Origin of the sequence: Psychrobacter sp. H7-1, assembly GCF_904846585.1 — a bacterium.
Taxonomy (GTDB): Bacteria; Pseudomonadota; Gammaproteobacteria; order Pseudomonadales; family Moraxellaceae; genus Psychrobacter; species Psychrobacter raelei.
Map to the genome: position 1 here is coordinate 27628 of NZ_CAJHBH010000005.1, position 22487 is coordinate 50114.

The 22487-nt window shown below is 44.8% G+C and carries 18 protein-coding genes and 2 riboswitches; of the genes, 6 read left to right on the forward strand and 12 right to left on the reverse strand.

The window, feature by feature from the left end:
* Positions 1-97 precede the first annotated feature (97 nt).
* From mgtE to JMX92_RS03090, 4 genes are all read right to left on the reverse strand, one after another.
* A complete protein-coding gene (gene mgtE / locus JMX92_RS03075; RefSeq protein ID WP_201543848.1) occupies positions 98-1435 on the reverse strand; it encodes a magnesium transporter in 1338 nt (445 codons plus the stop codon).
* A 329-nt stretch (positions 1436-1764) separates the two neighbouring features.
* Positions 1765-2562 (reverse strand): 3-hydroxybutyrate dehydrogenase, encoded by a 798-nt coding sequence (locus JMX92_RS03080; RefSeq protein ID WP_201543850.1) that lies wholly within the window; start codon positions 2560-2562, stop codon positions 1765-1767.
* Positions 2563-2633: 71 nt separating this feature from the next.
* The gene (locus JMX92_RS03085; RefSeq protein WP_011960922.1) at positions 2634-3263 is read right to left on the reverse strand and encodes a CoA transferase subunit B; all 630 of its coding nucleotides are present in this window, start codon (positions 3261-3263) and stop codon (positions 2634-2636) included.
* A gap of 36 nt (positions 3264-3299) precedes the next feature.
* On the reverse strand, positions 3300-4001 hold the full coding sequence (locus JMX92_RS03090) for a CoA transferase subunit A (protein ID WP_011960923.1): 702 nt from the start codon (positions 3999-4001) through the stop codon (positions 3300-3302).
* A gap of 457 nt (positions 4002-4458) precedes the next feature.
* Between JMX92_RS03090 and JMX92_RS03095 the strand changes: the two genes are divergently transcribed.
* Entirely contained in the window at positions 4459-5868 is a 1410-nt protein-coding gene (locus JMX92_RS03095; protein WP_011960924.1) for a GntP family permease, read from the forward strand.
* A gap of 113 nt (positions 5869-5981) precedes the next feature.
* Here the strand turns inward: JMX92_RS03095 and JMX92_RS03100 are convergent, their stop codons facing one another.
* Positions 5982-7322: a short-chain fatty acid transporter gene (locus JMX92_RS03100; RefSeq protein WP_201543852.1), complete on the reverse strand. Its 1341-nt coding sequence runs from the start codon at positions 7320-7322 to the stop codon at positions 5982-5984.
* A gap of 315 nt (positions 7323-7637) precedes the next feature.
* Here JMX92_RS03100 and metG point away from each other — a divergent pair, with 315 nt between their 5' ends.
* The 5 genes from metG (at position 7638) to JMX92_RS03125 (ending at position 14247) form a co-directional block, all read left to right on the forward strand.
* The gene (gene metG / locus JMX92_RS03105) at positions 7638-9731 is read left to right on the forward strand and encodes a methionine--tRNA ligase (protein ID WP_201543857.1); all 2094 of its coding nucleotides are present in this window, start codon (positions 7638-7640) and stop codon (positions 9729-9731) included.
* A gap of 268 nt (positions 9732-9999) precedes the next feature.
* Entirely contained in the window at positions 10000-11007 is a 1008-nt protein-coding gene (locus tag JMX92_RS03110; protein ID WP_413786854.1) for an ABC transporter substrate-binding protein, read from the forward strand.
* 110 nt (positions 11008-11117) lie between these two features.
* Positions 11118-12149: an ABC transporter substrate-binding protein gene (locus JMX92_RS03115; protein ID WP_011960929.1), complete on the forward strand. Its 1032-nt coding sequence runs from the start codon at positions 11118-11120 to the stop codon at positions 12147-12149.
* A 351-nt stretch (positions 12150-12500) separates the two neighbouring features.
* The gene (locus JMX92_RS03120) at positions 12501-13400 is read left to right on the forward strand and encodes an ABC transporter permease (protein WP_011960930.1); all 900 of its coding nucleotides are present in this window, start codon (positions 12501-12503) and stop codon (positions 13398-13400) included.
* Between the two features lie 52 nt (positions 13401-13452).
* Positions 13453-14247 (forward strand): ABC transporter ATP-binding protein, encoded by a 795-nt coding sequence (locus tag JMX92_RS03125; RefSeq protein ID WP_201543860.1) that lies wholly within the window; start codon positions 13453-13455, stop codon positions 14245-14247.
* Between the two features lie 105 nt (positions 14248-14352).
* On the opposite strand, the gene JMX92_RS03130 is transcribed toward JMX92_RS03125, so the two are convergent.
* The 7 genes from JMX92_RS03130 to JMX92_RS03160 form a co-directional block, all read right to left on the reverse strand.
* Positions 14353-15621, reverse strand: a complete 1269-nt coding sequence (locus tag JMX92_RS03130; RefSeq protein WP_011960932.1) for a saccharopine dehydrogenase family protein — start codon at positions 15619-15621, stop codon at positions 14353-14355.
* 336 nt (positions 15622-15957) lie between these two features.
* Positions 15958-17097 (reverse strand): carboxynorspermidine decarboxylase, encoded by a 1140-nt coding sequence (gene nspC / locus JMX92_RS03135; RefSeq protein WP_201543862.1) that lies wholly within the window; start codon positions 17095-17097, stop codon positions 15958-15960.
* A gap of 120 nt (positions 17098-17217) precedes the next feature.
* Positions 17218-17733: a septum formation family protein gene (locus JMX92_RS03140; protein ID WP_227675244.1), complete on the reverse strand. Its 516-nt coding sequence runs from the start codon at positions 17731-17733 to the stop codon at positions 17218-17220.
* A gap of 132 nt (positions 17734-17865) precedes the next feature.
* Positions 17866-19110, reverse strand: a complete 1245-nt coding sequence (locus tag JMX92_RS03145; protein ID WP_110816803.1) for a vWA domain-containing protein — start codon at positions 19108-19110, stop codon at positions 17866-17868.
* 72 nt (positions 19111-19182) lie between these two features.
* The gene (locus JMX92_RS03150) at positions 19183-20055 is read right to left on the reverse strand and encodes an AAA family ATPase (protein ID WP_011960936.1); all 873 of its coding nucleotides are present in this window, start codon (positions 20053-20055) and stop codon (positions 19183-19185) included.
* A 448-nt stretch (positions 20056-20503) separates the two neighbouring features.
* Complete coding sequence (locus JMX92_RS03155) at positions 20504-21094, reverse strand: hypothetical protein (RefSeq protein WP_201543866.1); 591 nt, start codon at positions 21092-21094, stop codon at positions 20504-20506.
* Positions 21095-21356: 262 nt separating this feature from the next.
* Complete coding sequence (locus JMX92_RS03160) at positions 21357-21677, reverse strand: YcgL domain-containing protein (RefSeq protein ID WP_011960938.1); 321 nt, start codon at positions 21675-21677, stop codon at positions 21357-21359.
* A gap of 391 nt (positions 21678-22068) precedes the next feature.
* Positions 22069-22206, forward strand: a riboswitch (glycine riboswitch).
* A 123-nt stretch (positions 22207-22329) separates the two neighbouring features.
* Positions 22330-22440, forward strand: a riboswitch (glycine riboswitch).
* Positions 22441-22487 lie beyond the last annotated feature (47 nt).

Genomic DNA, 22487 nt, shown 5'->3' on the forward strand with positions numbered 1-22487 from the left:
AGCTGACTTTGATGGATAAAAAAACCACACTGACAACGCCGCATTTTTATCAAACAGCCCGGCACATGGCCTTACATCATTTGTTTTGCGCGGTGACTTAAAGCGGTAAAAACTTAGAAGCAATAAACAAATAAATGGCCACACCTGAAGCATCACACACCGAGGTAATTAATGGTGCACTGGCGCTGGCCGGATCAAAGCCGAGCTTATTAAGCACAAAAGGTAGACTCATACCAATCACACAACCAATCATCACCACAGACACCATACTTAGCGCCAGCACTAAGGACACCACTGCATCACCACGTACATAGCCAATCACTGAAATTGCAGCAGCCATAGTTATCCCCAGCAATAAGGCCACTAAAGCTTCACGCCCAAGCAGTGAGAACCAATCTCGCATCACCACTTCTCCTGTGGCCAAGGCCCGCACCATCAGTGTTGCTGATTGAGAGCCGGCGTTACCGCCACTGTCCACCAATAAAGGTAAGAAGAATACCAACACTAAATTGGCCGCAATCACCTCTTCAAAGTGAGCAATACCGACCCCTGATATTAGGTTACCAAACACCAAAAATACCAACCAAAATACCCGTTTACGGTACAAAATACGAATACTGGTGTCTTTAAAGCTACCTACCAAGCTTGAGACGCCCCCTGACTTGTGGAAGTCATCGGTGGCTTCATCACTTGCCACATCCATCGCATCATCATGGGTCACAATACCAACCAGTGCCCCACTGTCATCAATAATAGGCAGCGCAATTAAATCATAACGGGCGACCTTTTTTGCCACATCTTCTTGGTCTTCATTGACATTTGAAGCCACCACTGAGGTGAGCATAATATCGCCAATGCTCTGCTCAGGTGAGGCCAAAATTAGACTGCGCAGTGAAATGACCCCAATTAATTGGCGCTCAGAATCAATCACATAAGCATGATAGATGGTCTCAGCATCTGGCGCCTCTAAACGCAGTGCGGCTAAAGCTTGTGCCACCGTCATCTGCGCTTTTAACGTGGCATAGTCAGAGGTCATTAAAGCCCCAGCTGTGCCCTCAGCATAAGCAGACAAAAGGCGAATATCCTCACGTTCTGCCTGAGCCAAAGCGGGCAATAACGCATCACGCTGGCTTTGATCTAAGCGCTTATATAAGTCGGTACGCTCATCAGAGGGCATATCGCCCACCAGTCGGGCCAGATTTGCCCTAGGGAATTGATAGGCCAAAGCCACTTGGTCTTCTGCCTCTAAATAAGAAAAAACAGTCGCCCTATTGGGTAGGCGGTCTAACAGTTGCCAAGACAATTTAGGGGGGATTAATGCCAAGATATCAGCCGTATCAATGGGGCGTAAATCATGCACTTGGCCAATGGCTGTATCGAATTTTTGTTGTTCAATGGCTGTGGTCAGCAGCTGTGCAATGTCTTTATGAGTCATGGTTTTTACTCCTTGCAGCTCATTGGATGCCGCAAGTAACGGTATAGGATAGATAACAACGTCAATAAGAAGATCGATGACAAATTAGATAAACAAAAAAGCCAATAAAAACATATTGGCTTATGATTCAGGCTAGAAATATTACTCAAGCGTAAGCAGGATAAAACTCAAGCGCTGGTATAGGTCTGTGCTAAAAATAGGAATATCAGTTCGGCGGCGGTATGAGTATCAATCAAAAAAGCTTAGCATCACCGGTAAGTATGTTACCGGTGATGCTAAGCGATTGGGCTAGGATTAGCAAGGCCTTGACTGTTAAGTTAAGCAAACGCTTAATTCATAAACCAGCCATGGCTTGCCACAATAGACTGACCGGTAAATACATTGGTCGGGAATGCAGCCAAGAACAATGCTAACTGAGCGATATCTTCAGTACTGGTAAACTCCTTATCCACGGTATTCACCAGCATAATGTCATTGACCACTTCTTCTTCGCTAATGCCCTTTTCACGCGCCTGCTCAGGAATTTGTTTTTCAACCAAAGGCGTCTTGACAAAGCCTGGGCAAATCACGTGCGAGCGCACATTGTACTGAGCACCCTCTTTTGCCAGCACCCGGCACAATCCTAACAGCCCATGCTTGGCCGTCACATAAGGGGCTTTAAATAAGGAAGCTTCATGTGAGTGTACCGAGCCGGTATAAATCACTGTTCCTACTTTATCATTGCTATACATGTATTGTAGCGCTGCTTTGGTGGTCAAAAATGCCCCATCTAAATGAATAGACTGCATCTTTTTCCAATCACTAAAGCTTAGCTTATGAATCGGGTCAATAATTTGAATGCCGGCATTAGATACTAAAATATCGATACCACCAAAGTGATCCACCAACGCCTTCACCCCATCATTGACCGCAGATTCAGACGAGACATCCATGGCAATGGTCAATGCCTTACCGCCGGCAGCCTCAATATCTTTGACGACATTTTGTGCAACTTCAAGATTAATATCTGCTACACCGACCGCTGCGCCTGCCTTAGCATAAGTTTCGGCGATGTCTCGGCCGATACCACTGGCGGCACCGGTTACTAAAGCCACTTTGCCGGTTAAGTCCTGATTGAGTTGAGTCATCCTTGTCTACTCCTGAGTGCTTAGAACAGCACCATCAGCTGGCGCCATTAAATTGTGTATAAAACAGTGGGTTATTGGCTAATCTTCACTGGGGTATTTTTTTGTAGCTCATCGAAACTTACCCCATCAGCCAGCTCAACTAGCTTAAGGCCGGTGTCAGTGACATCCAGTACTGCCAACTCTGTGATAATACGATCGACTACTTTTTTGCCGGTTAGTGGCAGCTGACACTCAGCTAAGATTTTGGGTTCGCCATGCTTATTGATCTGCTCCATAAGCACAATCACTCGTTGCACGCCTGCCACCAAGTCCATAGCGCCGCCCATACCTTTGACCATTTTTCCTGGAATCATCCAGTTGGCCAAATCGCCCTGCTCAGAGACTTCCATCGCGCCTAAAATAGCTAGGTTCACATGGCCGCCACGGATCATAGCAAAAGACTCTGAGCTGCCAAAGAAGCTGGCACCTGGCTTAGCCGTAACGGTTTGCTTACCGGCATTGATCAAGTCAGGATCCACGTTCTCTTCTGTGGGAAACTCGCCAATACCCAGTAGGCCGTTCTCAGATTGTAGCCAAACATGCATACCCTCAGGGATATAGTTGGCAACCATAGTCGGCAAGCCGATGCCTAAGTTAACATAAAAACCATCTTGTAGTTCTTTGGCCGCACGCTGCGCCATCTGCTCTCTTGTCCATGCCATGGTGATACTCCTTATTATTCGTTAATACTTAAGTGGCTATTTTTTTACGGTAATTTTTTCGATGCGTTTTTCTGGCGTACTATTTAATACCAGACGCTGTACAAAAATACCAGGCAGATGAATCTGATCGGCATCTAGCTCACCAATTTCAACGATCTCTTCCACTTCAGCCACTGTAATTTTGCCCGCCATGGCACAATCTGGATTAAAGTTGCGTGCGGTTTTATTAAAGATAAGATTGCCTGCTTTGTCGGCTTTTTGGGCTTTAATAAGTGCCACATCAGCCGTCAGCGAATGCTCTAGAATATAGGTACGGCCATCAAAGTCGCGAGACTCCTTGCCTTCGGCTACCTGTGTGCCCACGCCTGTGGCGGTATAAAAAGCAGGAATACCCGCGCCGCCTGCACGTAGCTTTTCAGCCAAAGTGCCTTGAGGGGTTAATTCAACTTCGAGCTCACCGCCTAAGAACTGACGTTCAAATTCTTTATTTTCACCCACATAAGAGGCGATCATTTTTTTGATTTGACGGGTCTTTAATAACAGGCCCAACCCAAAGTCATCCACGCCAGCATTATTACTAATACAGGTGAGCGCTGTGGCCCCACTGTCTCTTAATGCCAAAATAAGATTTTCTGGAATACCGCACAATCCAAAGCCGCCAATGGCTAACGTTTGTCCGTCTTGGATGATGTCTTCTAACGCCGCTTCAGCACTGGCGTATACCTTTGATTGACTCATTATTCTCTCCCTGTTGAATCAACGTAAATGATGATGTGTACCTATATTTGTGCCTATAAAAGACTTTAATACCCACAGAAGCTTGCACACATTGTGGCATATATAAATGGTATAGACATTAATAGTATAGACATTAATTATAGTATATATTCGCAAAATCGAATATAATATTTTTTTGCTCGTAGACTGATGCTGATTTGCGCCATTGCATAGCAAGCCTGTTTGCCAAAAGGCCCGCTGTATCATTAAGCGCTAATAAGCCCGTTAGTTTACTGCATTTGGTATATAGTGTACAACTGATAACCCATCTTGATGTGTCATCACTGCCCCATTTATATATAGCAACCTACTTGATATAGGGACTTATCAGTAGCACAGCCGATTACGTCTGCTTAATTTAGCAGCTTAATGGGCTTGGTGTTTTTTTATTCATATTTAAGCCAAGGAGAAGGCGCCTATGTTTAGCACACTTGCGATTATCGTCACTTTATTATTACTGATGTTTTTTGCCTATCGTGGCTACTCAGTTTTAATCTTAGCACCCATCATGGCCGTCTTGGCGGTTTTATTATCCGGTGACTTCTTAAGCAGTATCCCTGCTTACACTGACGTATTTATGTCAGCCCTTAGTGGATTTTTATTAAAATTTTTCCCAATATTTTTATTAGGCGCTTTATTTGGTCGGCTTATTGCAGACTCTGGCGCTGCTACTGCCATCGCCAATACCGTGGTGAACAAAATGGGTAGCGACAAAGCCATTTTGTCGGTCATTATGGTCTGTGCTATTTTGACTTATGGGGGCGTCTCTTTATTCGTGGTGGCCTTCGCCATTTACCCCATCGCCAAAAACTTGTTTAAAGCGGCAGACATTCCTAAGCGCTTGATTCCAGCGGCCATTGCTTTAGGGTCATTTACTTTTACTATGACCGCATTGCCTGGTACCCCTGCCATTCAAAACGCAATCCCCATTCCCTACTACAATACCAACGTCTTTGCTGCACCTATCTTAGGTACTATAGGCGCCGCCATTATGTTTTTTGCGGGTTGGTATTGGCTACAGTTACGTGCTAATAAAGCCAAGCTTGCTGGTGAAGGGTACGGGTCACACGATGATGATTTGGAACAAAAAGGCGATATTGATCACAGCCAAACCAGCCTAGATCATCAAATTTCTTTTACAACAGCAATTATTCCGCTCATATTGGTTATCGCTTTAAATGCGTTATTAACTTATGTGGTCTTTCCAAGCTTAGATTTTAGCGCCCTACAAGCTCAGTATCCGGATTTAAATATCCAAGGATCTCTGGGACTGTGGTCTATTATTATTGCTTTGCTTGTGGCTTGTACCGCGTTAGTGATACTGCGCATAGGACATTGGCACAACCTAAAAAAATCCATCAACCGTGGCACTTATGACTCGATGCTGCCTATTTTTAATACCGCCTCGGAAGTCGGCTATGGGGCAGTGATTGCTTCTTTGGCAGGCTTTATTATCATTCGCGATAGTATTTTGAACCTAACGCCTGACAATCCACTTATCTCTGAAGCAGTGGCAATGACGACCCTTGCAGGTATTACGGGCTCTTCTTCAGGCGGTCTAAGTATTGCACTGTCGACCTTGGGTGAGAGTTACTACAAAATGGCTTTGGCCACAGGCATTGACCCCGAGCTGATGCACCGCGTTGCAGTTATGGCCGCCGGCGGTCTAGACACCTTGCCACACAGTGGTGCGGTAATCACCCTATTGGCCATCTGTGGATTGACTCACAAACAGTCTTATCTCAATATCGCTATGGTAACCATGGGCATTCCTTTGATCGCTACCACAGTGGTGATTGTATTAGGTACTTTGTTTGGCTCTTTTTAAGATAATCTGCTTAAGCCCTCTTAATGAATGAACAAAACTATCAAACTAAAAAATCCCCACATAGCGACTATGTGGGGATTTTGTTATGTGAGGGTTGTTATGGCTAAAGCCGTTTATACCAATAACCAAAACCCCCCCGTAATAATAGCGCCTGAGACCGCTAGGATAATCAGGCAGTAGCCCATAATGGCTCTGGCATCTAATCCTGCGATACCCAGCAGTGGCAGTGCCCAAAAGGGCTGAATCATGTTGGTCCAAGCATCGCCCCAAGCAATCGCCATGGCGGTCACACTTGGACTGACATTCAACGCCAAGCCTGCTGGCATCATCACTGGCCCTTGTACCGCAAACTGACCGCCGCCTGAGGGTACAAAGATGTTTACCAAGCTTGCACTTAAAAAGGCAAAGACAGGAAAGCTATCGGCCGTGGCATTATTCACAAAAAACTCAGTCACTTCACTACTAATAGACACCCCATCGGCATTGGCACCCGTCATAATCCCCATAATACCGCCATAAAATGGGAACAACAAAACGATACCGGCAATACCCCCAATACCTGATTTCACTGCACGGTAATAACGCTCAAGGGTACCATGCGCCATCAGTCCAATAAATAAAAACAGACCGATAACGATATCTAATCCTAAGTTAAAACCATTGGTCGAAAAGTAATTGATGTAATACATCAGCGCTAGCAGCAGTAAGATGATGGCCACCATGCGGCTGTCATCTAATTTTTGAGCCGGTGTATTAGTTTCAGGGGCCACATAAGCCTCTATTTTAATGAGCGCCGGATCTACTGTGGTCGGATTTTTTGGGTGCATCATGCGGTTGACTATTGGCAATACCACAATTAAAGCGGCCAAAATAATAAGATTATATGAAGCAAAAATCGTCTGTGATAAAGGAATTGCTTCGGTTAATACCCCACCTGAGAGCGTCTGCAAGTTATCGCCGCCCGTACTTAAGGTTAAGGGAATAGATCCTGAGAAGCCGCCATGCCAAATCACAAAACCAGAATAAGCCGCTGCCACCAATAAGGGATAATCCACATTAGGCACCTTTCTGGCCAAAGACTTGGCAAAAATAGCCCCGACCACCAGACCAAAACCCCAGTTAATCCATGAGCCTGCCAGTCCCACCAACGTTGAGATGACAATGGCTGTGGTCGGTGAGGTAACCTTTGAGGCCAGACTGTCTAAAAAGCGTTGAATGATGGGCGCATTGGCAAAAGCGTAACCGGTAACCAACACCAGTGCCATCTGCATAGCAAAGCTGTGTAACGACCACAGTCCACCGCCCCAGTGTCCCGCCATGGTCAGCACATCTTGTCCGGTCAATAAGACACCACCCAAAAAGGCAATCAGGGTTAATACAATTGAGAAAACAAAAGGAGAGGGTAAATAGCGATTAACCAGCTGAACGCTGGCATTGGTAAGCATCTGAAACATGACTAACTTCCTTGTGCTAAGTAAAGATAAGAACTTATAGTGGGGTCCATCCCTACTTAATGTTATGAGAAATAGGCGGCGTATGGTAGCGCAAATTTTAGATATTGAGAATAATTTTTATTAAAACTGGGGCTGTTTTTTGCCCAGCCCTTGAATCACAAACGCTATAGAGGCATCAGCGTATGTGATAAAACCAGTGAATATAAAATTCATCCCGAGGTAAATTCCCATTTTTATGCCATTTGCGGTATCATAGGCGCACATTTTATATTCTGATAATCCTCTTAAAATCAACAAACTTAAATAGGTGATTTTGTGCGTCAAATACTCGTAACCAGTGCCCTGCCCTATGCCAATGGCCCTATTCACTTAGGACATTTGGTGGAATACATTCAAACTGATATTTGGGTACGAGCGATGAAGGCTCAAGGCCATCAAGTCACCTACGTTTGTGCCGATGACGCTCACGGCACCGCCATTATGCTAAAAGCTGAAGCCAATGGGGTCACGCCAGAGCAGCAAATCGCCACTGTAAAAGCCTCTCACGAAGCAGATTTTAGTAAATTCTTAATTGGTTTTGATAACTACCACTCTACTCACTCTGAAGAAAACCGTGAGCTATCTGAGTTAATTTATCGCCGTCTAAATGGTGAAGGTCATATCTCAACCAAAGATGTTGAGCAATTATTTGATCCAGAAAAAGGCTTATTTTTAGCCGACCGTTTCGTGAAAGGCGAATGCCCAGAATGTGGGGCTCAAGACCAATATGGTGATAACTGTGAAGTGTGCGGCACCACTTACAATGCCACTGAACTTAAAAACCCGTATTCGACCTTATCGGGTGCAACCCCTGTATTAAGAACCTCAAAACACTACTTCTTTAACCTGCCTGAATTTGAGAGCTTCTTAAAACAGTGGACCAAAGATGAGGGACGTTTACAGCCCTCAGTTTCTAACAAGCTTCAGGAGTGGTTTGAAGCCGGCCTTGCCAGCTGGGACATCTCGCGTGATGCGCCCTATTTCGGCTTCAAAATCCCAGACACGCCAGAGGGTGAGCCGGATAAATACTTTTATGTGTGGCTAGATGCCCCTGTGGGCTATATGGCCAGTTTTAAAAACCTATGCAAACAGCGTCAAGGCTCCACTGATCCACAACAACCAGAATTGAGCTTCGATGATTATTGGTTACAAGAAAATCAGCATAAAACTGAGCTGTATCACTTCATCGGCAAAGACATTGTTTATTTCCACGCTTTATTTTGGCCCGCCATGCTGGCCGGCAGTGAATACCGTACCCCAACGGGGGTGTTCGCTCACGGCTTCTTAATGGTCAATGGCGATAAAATGAGCAAATCTCGCGGCACCTTTATCCAAGCCGAAACCTTTGCCAAACATTTAGACCCTGAGTATCTACGTTACTATTTCGCCAGCAAACTGTCTGAGAAAGTTGAAGACATTAATCTAGACTTTGCAGATTTTATGCAAAAGGTGAACTCAGACATGGTCGGTAAAGTGGTGAATATTGCCAGCCGTAGCGCCGGTTTTATTGCCAAAAAATATGATGGCATGCTCTCAGACAGCTGTGCTGAGCCTGAGTTATTAAATGAGATTGTGCGCGCTGGTGAAGAGATTGCTACGGCTTATGAAAATCGTGAGTTTAGCCGTGCCATGCGCCTGATCATGCAGTGCGCAGATAAGGCTAACGAATATATCGACAGCAAAAAGCCTTGGGCAATGGCCAAAGAAGAAGGCCGTGAACAAGAGGTTCAGGATGTATGTACGGTTGCTATCAATATTTTCCGTCAATTGATGGTGTATTTGGCGCCTGTGTTACCAGAGCTTACTGACAATGCCAAAGCCTTCTTAAATATTGATGACTTAAGCTTTGCCAGCCGCCATGAGTTATTGCTAGGTCATAAAATCAATAAGTTTAAGCCGTTAATGCAGCGTATTGAACAGGCTCAAATTGATGCTATGGTGGCAGACTCCAAACAAGACTTGTTGGCAACACCAACTGCTCAGGCCGATAACGTAGCTAAAGCAGCTCAAGCGTCAGAAACTAATGATCAGCAAGACAGCGACTACATAGAGTTTGATGACTTTATGAAAGTTGAAATGACGGTGGCTCAAGTACTTGAATGTAATCATGTTGAGGGTGCAGACAAGCTACTGCAGTTCACATTAGACATCGGCAAAGAGCAGCCCATTAATGTCTTTAGTGGCATTCGTAAATTCTATGAACCTGAGCAACTGGCCAACAAAAAAGTGATCTGTGTCACTAATCTTGCCCCGCGCAAAATGAAATTTGGGGTGTCAGAAGGTATGATCTTATCATCAGGCGATCCAAAAACAGGACTGGTGGTCATCACGCTACCTGACGAGTGTAAAGTGGGCGATAAATTGGCTTAAGCCTTTTTAAGATAAGTGCCTCTTTATCATAAAAGCCGATGTTGTTAACATCGGCTTTTATATTATTTATATTTTATTTAGCTAGTTTTTTTATTTCCCACTTATGTTACATTATTGTAATATAGCCTTACACTGTTAAACCCCAATGGATTCGTAAATACTTATGCAGTCAAATTATTCCTCCTCTTTGCCTTATCGCAGCGCTGCTGCCACTCTTAATACTCAACCAAAAAGTAACAAAGTTTGGCAAGGCTTATTGGCTTTGGGTATGGGCTTAAGCTTAGCTGCACTAAGTGGCTGCTCGGATGCCGATCAAGCGCAGCAAGAGCCTGTCGCTGATGCGCCTGCCAAAGAAGCCAAGACCATAGCCATTACTCAAATCGTTGAGCATCCCTCACTTGATGAGATTCGCCGCGGCATTACCGAAGAGTTGGCCGCCAATGATTATGTGGAAGGTAAAAACTTAACGGTGAATTTCCAAAGCGCACAAGGCAATACCGCCACCGCCGGTCAGATTGCCAAGCAGTTCGCCGGTGATATGCCAGATGCCATTGTGGCCATTTCTACCCCATCGGCACAAACTGTGGTGGCCTCTACTAAGAATATTCCGGTTATTTATACCGCCATCTCTGATCCTTTGGCCGCCAAACTAATTAATGAAAATAACGTACCGATCCAGCCGAATGTCACCGGTTTATCCAGTCAGCTGCCTATCGAGCCGCCACTGGATTTAATCCAGAAGATTGTGCCACAGGCTAAGACCATTGGTTATGTATACAGCCCTGGGGAGGCCAACTCAGTCACGGTATTAAAGCAGCTACAAGCTGCCGCACCGGCTCGGGGTCTAAAAATATTAGAGGTGACTGCCAACCGTCCTAATGATGTGGCTATGGCAACCCGTAGCTTACAAGGCCGTGTCGATGTGATTTATACCTCACTTGATAACAATGTCATTAGTGCTTTTGAAGCCATGGCTGGCGCTGCTAATGAGATGAAAATCCCAGTCATTACCTCAGATGAGTTCAGTGTGCGCCGCGGTGCCACAGCAGCTTTAGGTGTTAATGACTATGATTTTGGCCGCGTGACCGGCAAGATGGTATACCGCGTGCTAAACGGTGAAGCGATTACCGATATCAAACCTGAGGTAATGAACAAGCTAACTTTGTATGTCAGCCCAAAACATGCCCAACAGCAAGGGGTTAGCTTAGATCCCTCTATCTTAAAAGGGGCAGTTAACGTGGATGAGACCAAACCCAGTACTGAGCCCAATAAATAAACAATTGCCCTTAACTATTTAGGCAATGCTGAAGCAAACAGCAGATTTACCAGCAAACACGTCTTATAAATGGACCTTTATAAGAGCATTTTATTCTAGGAGATACACCCATGTTCAACCCCAATCGTTTTGTTAAGACCCTTATGTGGGGCGGTGTTGCTACCGCCATTTTAGCGGGTTGTAACCAGCAGCCGAGTACAGATACCGCCGCGCAAAGCAGCGATGACACTAAAGCTGGCACCTCAAGCGAAGTCAAGCACGTGGCCATTACCGCCATTGTTGAGCATCCTGCACTAGATGCTGTGCGTCAAGGGGTTGTTGAGGAGCTTGCCGAAGAAGGATTTGTGGAAGGCAAAAATCTTGAGATTAACTTCCAAAGTGCCCAAGGCAACACCGCCACCGCCGGTCAGATTGCCAAACAATTTGTCGGCGACAACCCCGATGTTATCGTGGCCATTGCAACCCCATCTGCCCAGTCTGTGGCCGCAGCAACCAATACCATTCCTTTGGTATTCTCAGCGGTGACCGATCCTGTAGAAGCCAAGCTATTAAAAAGCATGGATGGCTCTGGCACCAACGTAACGGGTGCCTCTGATGCCCTACCCTACGCGCCGCAAATTGACTTGATGAAGCAGATTATTCCTAGCCTAAAAAATGTCGGCTACGTATACAGCCCTGGTGAAGTCAACTCTACAGTCATCTTAAAGAATCTACAAGAACAGCTACAGCCTATGGGCATCACTGTGCACTCAGCACCAGCACAAAAAAGTAATGACATCGCTATGGCAGCTCGCAGTATTGCTGACAAAGTAGACGTTATCTATACCTCAACTGACAACAACGTTGTGTCCGCTTACGAGTCGCTATATCAAGTGGCCAAAGAAAGCAAAGTACCATTAATCGCCTCTGATACCAGCTCGGTTGAGCGTGGCGCCATTGCCGCTTTAGGCGTGAACTATCATGACTTAGGTCGTGAAACTGGTAAAATCGTCGGCCGTATCTTAAAGGGTGAAAAACCAGGTGATATTCCTGTGTATACCCCAACTTCTTTAGACTTATATGTCAGCCCCACTCACGCTAAAGAGCAAGGCATTGAGCTGTCAAAAGAAGTGATGGACCAAGCCAAAGAAGTGGTTAAATAGACCGTTTTAGGGCAAAAATATTGAGTCAGTCAAATAAAAGGCACATGATCTTCATGTGCTTTTTAGATTGTTTAAATTTGGCGTTATTTGCTAGAATAAATCTTTTTTGGCCAGATGACTATTTATTGCCTAGGTAGTGGTCTTATATTACTGGTGAGTGTTTTGCTGACAATTCAAAAATTGCGCAGCCGTAAGACTCATCGGTTTACCCTAATTGCAGATTATTTAATCTGTTAAATCCACTTTGGCTAACTGTCTATTGACTGTGCTGGTATATTATTTTATTTAAGTGTTGCCAGCTCACACAATCAATAGTAGCAAGCTGAACACTAAGCGGTGGCTTAATCTCTTATGTCTCTCATTGCTTTTTTTGGTGCTCTTGAAAGTGGCCTCATCTATGCCTTAGTGGCTTTAGGTGTCCTGCTTTCTTTTCGAACCCTAGATTTCCCAGATTTGACAGCAGATGGTAGCTTCCCGCTGGGTGGCGCGATTGCTGGTATCTCTATTGTGTCTGGTATAGACCCCTGGATTGCTTGTGGTTTGGGTATGCTCGCTGGTGCAGCCGCTGGTGTGGTCACTGCTTTTTTACACGTGAAGTTGGGAATTTTGCAGCTTTTGGCCAGTATTTTGGTCATGGTCGCTTTGTACTCAGTCAACCTACGTATTATGGGTGCCCCTAACTTACCTTTGCTGGGTGAGCAAACGGTATTTAGCACGTTGGTGACCAATGAAAATGGATACTGGATGCGCTGCTTGATTATCGGGGCGGTGGTATTGGTGGCCAAGCTAATTCTGGACTGGTTCTTTAGTACAGAAGCCGGTCTTTCGATGCGCGCTACTGGATCAAACCTACGTATGGCACAGGCTCAAGGTATTAATACCTCATGGATGACGGTCATTGGTATGGCCATCTCCAACGCCTTGATTGCTTTGGGCGGCGCACTATTTGTGCAGACCCAAGGCGGCGCTGATATCTCTATTGGTATTGGTACTATTGTTATTGGTCTGGCTGCGGTTATTATTGGTGAGACCATTATCCCCGCTAAGCGTATTTGGCTAATTACCCTTGCGGTTATTTTAGGTGCGGTTATCTATAAGCTATTTATTCAGGTGGCTTTATCGAGCAGTACCTTACGCAGTATTGGCTTTGGCTCGCAAGACTTGAACTTAATCACAGCGTTATTGGTGGTCATTGCTCTACAACTGCCATCCATTAAGTCAAAACTGTTGTCCGGTCGCCGTAGTAGCTAACCTTTATTAACCATTTAATTCAGACCCTCTGAAATAAGAAGGATATCGCCTTATGATGCAAGCCAATGACCTACGACTGACCTTTAACCGAGGTACTCCGATAGAAAACCCTGCGCTGCGTGGCATTAGCTTAAACATCGCTGAAGGCGAGTTTATGACCGTAATTGGCACCAACGGCGCAGGCAAATCTACTTTTTTGAACGCAGTAAGCGGCACCACCCGTGTTGATAGCGGCTCAATCTTATTAAACGGTGTTGATGTTACCAAAAAAAGTGCGCACCAAAGAGCGCACTGGGTGGCTCGGGTATTCCAAGACCCTATGGCCGGTACTTGTGAAGCACTAACCATTGAAGAAAACCTTGCGTTAGCCTATAAACGCGGTGGTAAACGTGGTTTAAGCTTTGCGCTTAATAATAAAAACCGTGATTTGTTCCGTGAAAAGCTGTCTATCCTAAAGCTAGGACTTGAAAACCGCTTAACCGATAGAATGGGGTTATTATCAGGGGGTCAACGTCAAGCAGTCAGTCTGCTTATGGCCTCACTACAGCCCTCAAAAATCTTATTACTTGATGAACATACCGCAGCTTTAGACCCCAAAACTGCCGCTTTTGTCTTGGAGCTGACCGATAAGATTGTCACAGACAACAATCTGACCACCATGATGGTCACCCACTCCATGCAGCAAGCCTTAACCCACGGCGATCGCACCGTGATGCTGCACCAAGGCCAAGTGGTATTAGATGTCTCCGGTGATGTACGACAAGGTATGACTGTGCATGATCTATTAGATATGTTTGAGCAAACTCGGGGTGAAAAGGTAGAGGATGACAGCCTGATTTTAAGCTAATTTCTCACGACTGACGAGCAGCTCATGCCGTTACAAACCTAAAAAACCCGCCTCAAGTTGAGGCGGGTTTTTAGTTAATAGCACGGTATAGATAGCGACTAAAGCTTAAATATCAAACTCTAAAGCACGGTCGCCTTTATCATCTTGAATGCGTGTTGGCAGACCAATATTGTTCAATAGATTAATAAAGGGTTTAACATCAAGCTCTTCAACGTTTGCCATGTGCCCCACATCCCACTCACCAGTGGCCACTAGCATGGCAGCTGCGACAGGTGGTACGCCTGCGGTGTAAGAGATACCTTGGCTACCCACTTCGTTGTAGGCTTCTTTGTGATCAGAGACGTTGTAGATAAAGATCTCAGTGTCTACACCATTGATTTTACCCTTCACTTTATCACCAATACAGGTTTTGCCTGTATAGTTTGGTGCCAGTGAACTTGGGTCAGGCAGAACAGCTTTTACCACTTTAAGTGGCACCACTTCTTGACCCTCAGCCGTTACTACTGGCTGCTCTGATAACAAACCTAGGTTTTGTAGTACGGTGAATACATTGATGTAATGGTCACCAAAGCCCATCCAAAAGCGAATGTTTGGCACATCTAGGTTGGCAGATAAAGAGTGGATTTCGTCATGGCCACTTAAATAACTGTTTTGCTCACCCACCACAGGCAAGTCATCGGTGCGTTTTACCTCAAACATTTTATTTGATTGCCACTGGCTGTTTTGCCAAGAATACACCGTACCGGTAAACTCACGGAAGTTAATCTCTGGATCAAAGTTGGTGGCGAAGTATTTGCCATGGCTACCGGCGTTGATATCAATGATATCGATATCAGTCACTGAGCCTTTGTCCATCATATCGTAGCCGGCACGGGCATAAGCATTGACCACACCTGGATCGAAGCCTGCCCCTAAGATGGCAGTAATGTTATTGGCTGCACAGCGCTCTTTGCGCTTCCACTCGTAGTTGCCATACCATGGCGGGGTCTCACAAATCTTGCGAGGGTCTTCATGAATGGCCGTGTCAATATAAGCTGCACCGGTGTTAATACAAGCTTCAAGTACCGTCATGTTAACAAAGGCTGAGCCCACGTTAATCACAATCTGAGCACCTGTTTGGTTAATTAACTCAGCAACCGCTTCAGAATCCATGGCATCTACAGCATGTGTATGCAGTGTCGCTGGCTGATTAAAGCTGTTCTTTTCTACCACGCTGGCTGCGATGTCATCACATTTTTGTTTGGTGCGTGAAGCGATATGTAACTCCCCAAGCACATCATTATGCATGGCACATTTGTGAGCCACAACTTGGGCTACGCCGCCTGCGCCGATGATTAGAACGTTGCGTTTGGGGGTTTGAGTGTTAGTAGTCAATCTGGAAATCCTCCTTAGTGGGTCAACTTAATGATTAATGTGTTGACGCCGTGAGTGTTGTGCGTGAATTAAAAAGGAAGAATTGGGAAAACCCACGCACCCGAAATTACTTTAGTCAAACTTTTTGGTGCGCTTAGCACGCTTTACTACAATGACACCCAGCGCGATAATCAGTCCAAAAAGTTCTGGTACTAAAAACCGAGCATTATAATGTCAAATGTCTAAATTTGCGACAGTCATTTACGTCATTTTTAGACAAATAAGTAAGCTCACTTACTAGGCTTGTCTTAACGAAAATGACCATCGCAGTTTTGGGGTAATGGATAAGCTGATAGATTAAGATAGACTGGCTTTAAAGTCTTCATAACCAAAGGTTTTTTGGACTGTAAGCTCACCTTGCTCATCACAAATAACAATGGCTGGCATCGCCACACCATTAAACCAGTTTTTCTTAACCATAGTGTAGCCCGCTGCATTGCCAAAAGATACCTTATCGCCAATAGTTAACGGCTTATCTAGCGCATATTCACCAAAGATATCACCGGCTAAGCAAGATTTACCATAAATAATGGTGCTGTCATCGCTTTGCTGCGAGGTAATTTGGCACGCTTCGTCGTTAATCTGTACCAAAGGCGCAGTCTCACGATAAATCAATAAGTCGAGCATATGTGCTTCAATAGATGCATCCACCACGGCCAGTGGCTTACCATTATGCAGCGTATCTAGCACGGTGGTGACCAATTTAGCAGCATTATGAATACAGGCCTCGCCTGGCTCTAAATACACTCGTACGCCGTATTTTTCACTAAAGCTCTTCAAGCGCTGCGCCAACTTCTCTAGCGGGTAGTCTGGGGCAATAAAATGAATACCACCGCCTAGACTGACCCATTCAAGCTGATAAAACAGCTCCCCAAACTTAGCTTCAATATCAGCCAGACTGTCACTAAACGCCTCAAAGCTGTTATTTTCACAATTATTATGGATCATAACCCCAGTGATGTCGTCAATAACCGGCTTGATTTTTTCGATATCATGCTCACCCAGACGGCTAAAAGGACGTGCTGGATCGGCAATAATAAATGAAGAATTGCTGGTTTTTGGGTTAATACGCAAACCCACAGGAATGCCTTGAGCTTTGGCTTTGTCTTTAAAGGCATGCAACTGATTGAATGAGTTAAAGATGATTTTGTCGGCATAGGTTAACACCTCATCAATCTCATCTGCACTATAAGCGACACTATAAGCATGCGTCTCTTTATCCTCACCAAACTCTTCTTTGCCCAAGCGCACCTCATTTAAAGATGATGAGGTGGTGCCATGTAGATAAGGCGTCATCTCATCAAACACCCCCCAAGTGGCAAAGCATTTTAAAGCCAATAACGCCTTAGCACCCGACAGATCACACAGACGCTGTACAATTTGTAGATTTTGCTTCAAGGCAGCAATATCAATTTGATAGTAAGGGGTTTTAAGCATATTTTTTCCCAAATAAAGTAAAAATAGTTAAAAAGTAGACCTATGAGGAGAAGCCCCTCAGTAATAACTTAAGCTGACTATATGCCGTCAAAGTTTGCAAATTCAAACTTAAACGGTTAATTATTTTTTGATGCCTTTTAGCGGATAATCTAATTTATCAGCCTCAGGATGAAACGCATAGCATATCGCCTGTTTGTGACCCTGCTCCCAGCTCTCAGATGTGGGAAATAATACCGACATCTCATAAAATGACTTTTGGTACTCTTTACCGATATAGTGTTTAAACTCATCTTCACAGATATCTAGCATGTCCTCAAAGAACTCAGGCGTCTCTAAGCGGTCCTGAGCAGTGGCGGGCAAAGCATGGATATAATACACCTCATTGTCATGGGCGGCGTCACAGGCTAATGACTCAATCGCCAGATTGGTAATCGACGAGCCAGCGTCCTCATTAACCTCAGTATCCTCAGGGCTGGCATCATTAAAGCACATCCCTACGAATATCTCATCAGCACCGTGTTCAACCGGTTTACTGTCTTTAGCCTTGGTACATCCTGTGGCCAAAGCCATCATCACTAAACTCAGCGCAACAGATTTAATAGACAGCCTACGCGGGTCTATAGACAACTTGATCAATTTATCTCCTTCAAATATCAATAAGTCATGACACCGCTGCATACGCTGTCAGATGAATAATGGTTTTAGTGTTTATTTAGCTTAAAAAAATAAATAGCTCGCTTATAAACGCCAGTTGCTTAGACTAAAAAATTACCGCGCCAAATACTCGGTCATCTCCTCTACCCCGTGTAGGCTCATGGGGTACATATGACCTTGCATCAGCTTTTTAATTTCACCTATGGTGTGGGTGTAGTCCCAATAGGCAGCATCTTCAGGATTGAGCCACGCCACCTTATCAAAGTGATCGGTCACTCTTTTGAGCCAAACTGCACCCGGCTCAGCATTCATATACTCCACACTACCGCCAACAGAAAACAGCTCATAAGGCGACATAGAGGCATCGCCAACGAAGATAACTCGGTATTCGCGGCCATATTTTTGCAGCAGCTCCATGGTTGGGGTACGCTCTGCATGCCGGCGCTGATTGTTTTTCCATACATAGTCATAAAGACAGTTGTGGAAGTAGAAAAACTCTAAGGTTTTAAACTCGTTTTTGGCCGCTGAGAACAGCTTCTCAAGCGCTTCAATGTGTATGTCCATGCTACCCCCCACATCGAATAGCATCAGCACTTTGACCCTATTACGGCGCTCCGGCTGCATATGGATATCAAGCACTCCTTTTTTGGCCGTCCGCTTAATGGTCTCTTTGATATCTAGCTCATCGGCACTGCCGGTACGAGCGAATTGACGCAGATTGCGCAGCGCCATCTGCAACTGACGGGTACCCAGCAGCTTATCATCGTCAAGGTCGCGGTATTTGCGCTGCTCCCATACTTTAACAGCGCTACGCTTACGAGACTCACCGCCAACCCGTACCCCTTCAGGGTGGTCGCCATAAGCACCAAAAGGAGAGCTGCCTCCAGTGCCGACCCATTTGCTGCCACCTTGATGACGCTCTTTTTGCTCTTTTAAGCGCTCCTCTAACGCCTTCATCAGCTCCTCAAGCGAGCCGTATTTTTTGAGCAGGCGTCGCTGCTCTTCGGTCAAGTTTTTTGGATCAAGCTTAAGATCAAGCCACTCTTGAGGAATGTCGGTCAATTTTGCCATCAGCTCATCGATGTCCAGACTATCAACGCCCTCGAAATAATCGGCCATGGCACGGTCAAATTTATCAAAATGACGCTCATCTTTGACCATACACAGCTTAATAAGCCGGTACATATCCTCACGACTAGCAAAGTACCACAGGTCTTTATCCTCAGGAAACTGTTTAGATAGTTCAGGATGCGGCTGACGCATTAATCCCTTATCAAGCGCCGCATTTAAGTCAAGCAGCTCACGGGTACTGACCGGCACCCCATAAGTGCGCAAGGTATAAAACAGTTTTACAAACATATCAGCCTAACCTTTTTTTATGACACCAATTCGATACTTTTAAGCTTATACATAAGCCGCCATCTTCCGTCATTAGCGGCGCATCATATTGGCGAAGCGCTGTAATAAGGTAATGTCCGCTTCATTTTTTAACAAGGCGCCATACAGAGGTGGAATTGATTTTTCGCCGCGTAAGTTTTCCTCAAGCTCTTCTTGTGCCATGTCATCAGCCAATAACAAGGTCAACCAGTCCACCAGCTCAGACGTTGAGGGCGGCTTTTTAAGACCTTGAAGATTGCGCAGCTTATAGAAGATATCTAATGCATCATTGACCAGCTTTTCTTGAATATTGGGAAAATGCACATCGATGATTTGACGCATGGTTTGCTCTTCTGGAAAGTCAATATAATGGAAAAAGCAGCGACGTAAAAAAGCATCTGGCAGTTCTTTTTCGTTGTTTGAGGTGATAATCACAACAGGGCGTTTATCAGCGGTGATGGTTTCTCCTGTCTCATAGACATAAAAAGACATCTTATCTAGCTCATGCAGCAAGTCGTTTGGGAACTCAATATCGGCCTTGTCAATCTCATCGATTAATAACACACTGCGCTCATCTGAGGTAAAGGCTTCCCATAATTTACCAGGTTTAATGTAGTTATTGATGTCATACACTCTATCATCGCCCAATTGCGAATCACGCAGACGCGATACCGCATCGTACTCATACAGACCCTGCTCAGCCTTGGTGGTCGACTTGATATGCCAAGTAATAAGCGGCATGCCCAAGCTTGCGGCCACCTCTTCTGCCAATAAAGTCTTACCTGTGCCCGGCTCGCCTTTAATCAGCAGTGGCTTTTGCAAAGTAATGGCTGCATTCACGGCCAACTGTAGGTCGTCAGTGGCGATATAGCTTTGGGTACCGGTAAACTGAGTATTTTTTGTTTGATTAAGATTAGATTGGGTCATAATAAGTCTCTTCTCACTAAAGATAAGGTGGATGTTGTAATAAATAACAAGGGGTAGCCATTAGGTTTGAGCACTATTTTTAGAGCTTAGCGCATGTTTATGCACATTTTAAACATCATATCAGTCGCTAATGTTAACCAAGCTTAATTGGATTTAATGAGGTTTAACTAAGCTCAATTAGGCTGCGTGTTTTATTGACTGATTTTGCTGATAAATAGTTGCTCACTAACCATAGCGAATAAGAGGAAGATTGCGGCAATTGTCATGTGTCTGTCATGTATCATGGCTAAGCGAGATTAGCGCAATCTAAATTGTGAGGGGCTAAGACCGGTAATAGGCAAACAATGCCTTGTTTACCCACCCGCCTTGCTCATTGTCTGTTGTTATTAAGGCCGGCTTTACTTTTAAGGGTTTAATAGCGTGTGCCTAATACGTGTATGACTTATTATCAGTTATCTTTATTGCTGTCTTTGGCGATAGGCACAGACTTTTGGGTTTTTACCAGTTCAGCCTGACTTGCTTCAGTATCCCCCTGTACCAAGTCAACATAGTTGGCGGAGGCCAATTGCATATTGGCTTTTTCATCAGCGATGGCTTGTTGACGCGCCTGTTCAGCACTGGACTCAACGGCATTTTTAATCATTTGCCAAATAAAGCCTAAAACCAACCCAACCGCAAATACCACCAAGATAGGTAGCAAGCTGCGCATGGCTGCACCCGGTTCTTTCATTAAGATACCATAAATCACCCCGATACTGGCCGGAGCAATATCGCCGGTCTCGCCAGCGGCAGATCCAGGTGCCAGCAAAATAGCGAACACAGCTAGCCAGCTCATACCACCAAAGGGACTGGGCATCACTCTAACCACCAAAAGCCACAACAATAGCACCATCACTGAAAACCCAACATAGGCATACATGGGCAGCATATCAGGCGGCACATTGGCCACAAAATGGCTCCACCAGATCGTCAGTCGGCTCGCCGCATCGCTGATGTCATCCAGCGGTAAATTAATAACAATATTGCGTAACCATTCCATGCAATGCTCAGTCTTCAAGTAATTAACGTTAAATTAAACTTACTGCCAAGGCCAGTCAGACCAAAGCAAATCTTGTCTTTCATTTGCCATATTCTACCATGAGTTAACTAATAATAAATCCATGGCTGATAGCTAATCGGCAGCTATTAACAAACTTTTAAGTCGTTATTAAGCGGCAAATTTGGCCAAAAAGTGTGCCTTTTGGCCAATAAACCCCTATTTTAAATGTTTTCTACACCAAATGAAAAATTAAATCCATTTATCAATCATAACGCTTATCTTGACCCTCTTTCATACGCGCCTGTGCCTGCGCCAATAGCACATCTGAGGGTGGGGTTTGTACAAAATAGCCTTGTGATTGTAATTTTTCAATCACGTCATCTTTATTGACTCTGGCCAGTTTTTTGGTTTCTGCTAAGTCCAAATGCATTAAGAATTTTGGCTCGCCCAAGCTTTGACGTAAGTCCTTGGGTAACACGCCCAGCCAATCTTTAATTTCATCGGTATCATTGGGATAGTCAGGGCGTGCAATATAGACATACATCTCGCTGCGTTTGGGAAATTTATAAATATCACAATGCATTACATACTACCTTTACAGTTAAAAAAATTAAGGAGTGATACATTTAGGGCGCCATACAATCAAATTTAGGGTGCCATACAATCAAAAAAGCTAGCTTTGGCAGACCAAGCTTATTGTCATAATCAAAATTTTGTTACGCTACCATAATACAACACGTGCGCCTTTTGGGTGGCTATAATAACGAATATGCTAACAAACGCAACACAAGCATAGCCTTGCCGTCTCATATAGGCGGACAAGGCCTGCTAAGCGCATAAGCCAGTTTAAGATTTTACCAAGGCTTTTATTAAGTTGCGGCGTAGATTTTCGCTAAATGTTTACTCATCCAAGGTGCTGTATAATTCGCTGAGAATTTGTCACTTGTAAATTTGGCGCACACCTTTCATAATAAGGGCGTTTTTCAGGAGAGCGCAGTAAGCTTTTTAAGGCAAGTTAACTTCATGTGAGTGAACCGCATTAATAAATAAGACTGCCACCGAAGGCGTAAGCACCCTGCCAATCGCTCAGGTAACCGGACTGAATGACTCATTAGCCCACCGCCACAGCTGACCTATTAAGCTTATGGCCAGACGACTCATTACGGCAATAGTTATAAAATGCTGACAATGAGGTGGGCTTCAAAGCACAGCCATAACCTGCGTTTTGAGACAACAATGACAAATCTGGAGAGTGGTACTTCAAGCATAAGTACCCACCGAAGGGGAAAAGATAGCGGTGATAGGCCACTATCGAAAATCTCAGGTCACAGGACAGATGGGGCAAATAAGTATTTCGAGAGACTTTATCAGTGATTGCTGATAAGGCTAATGA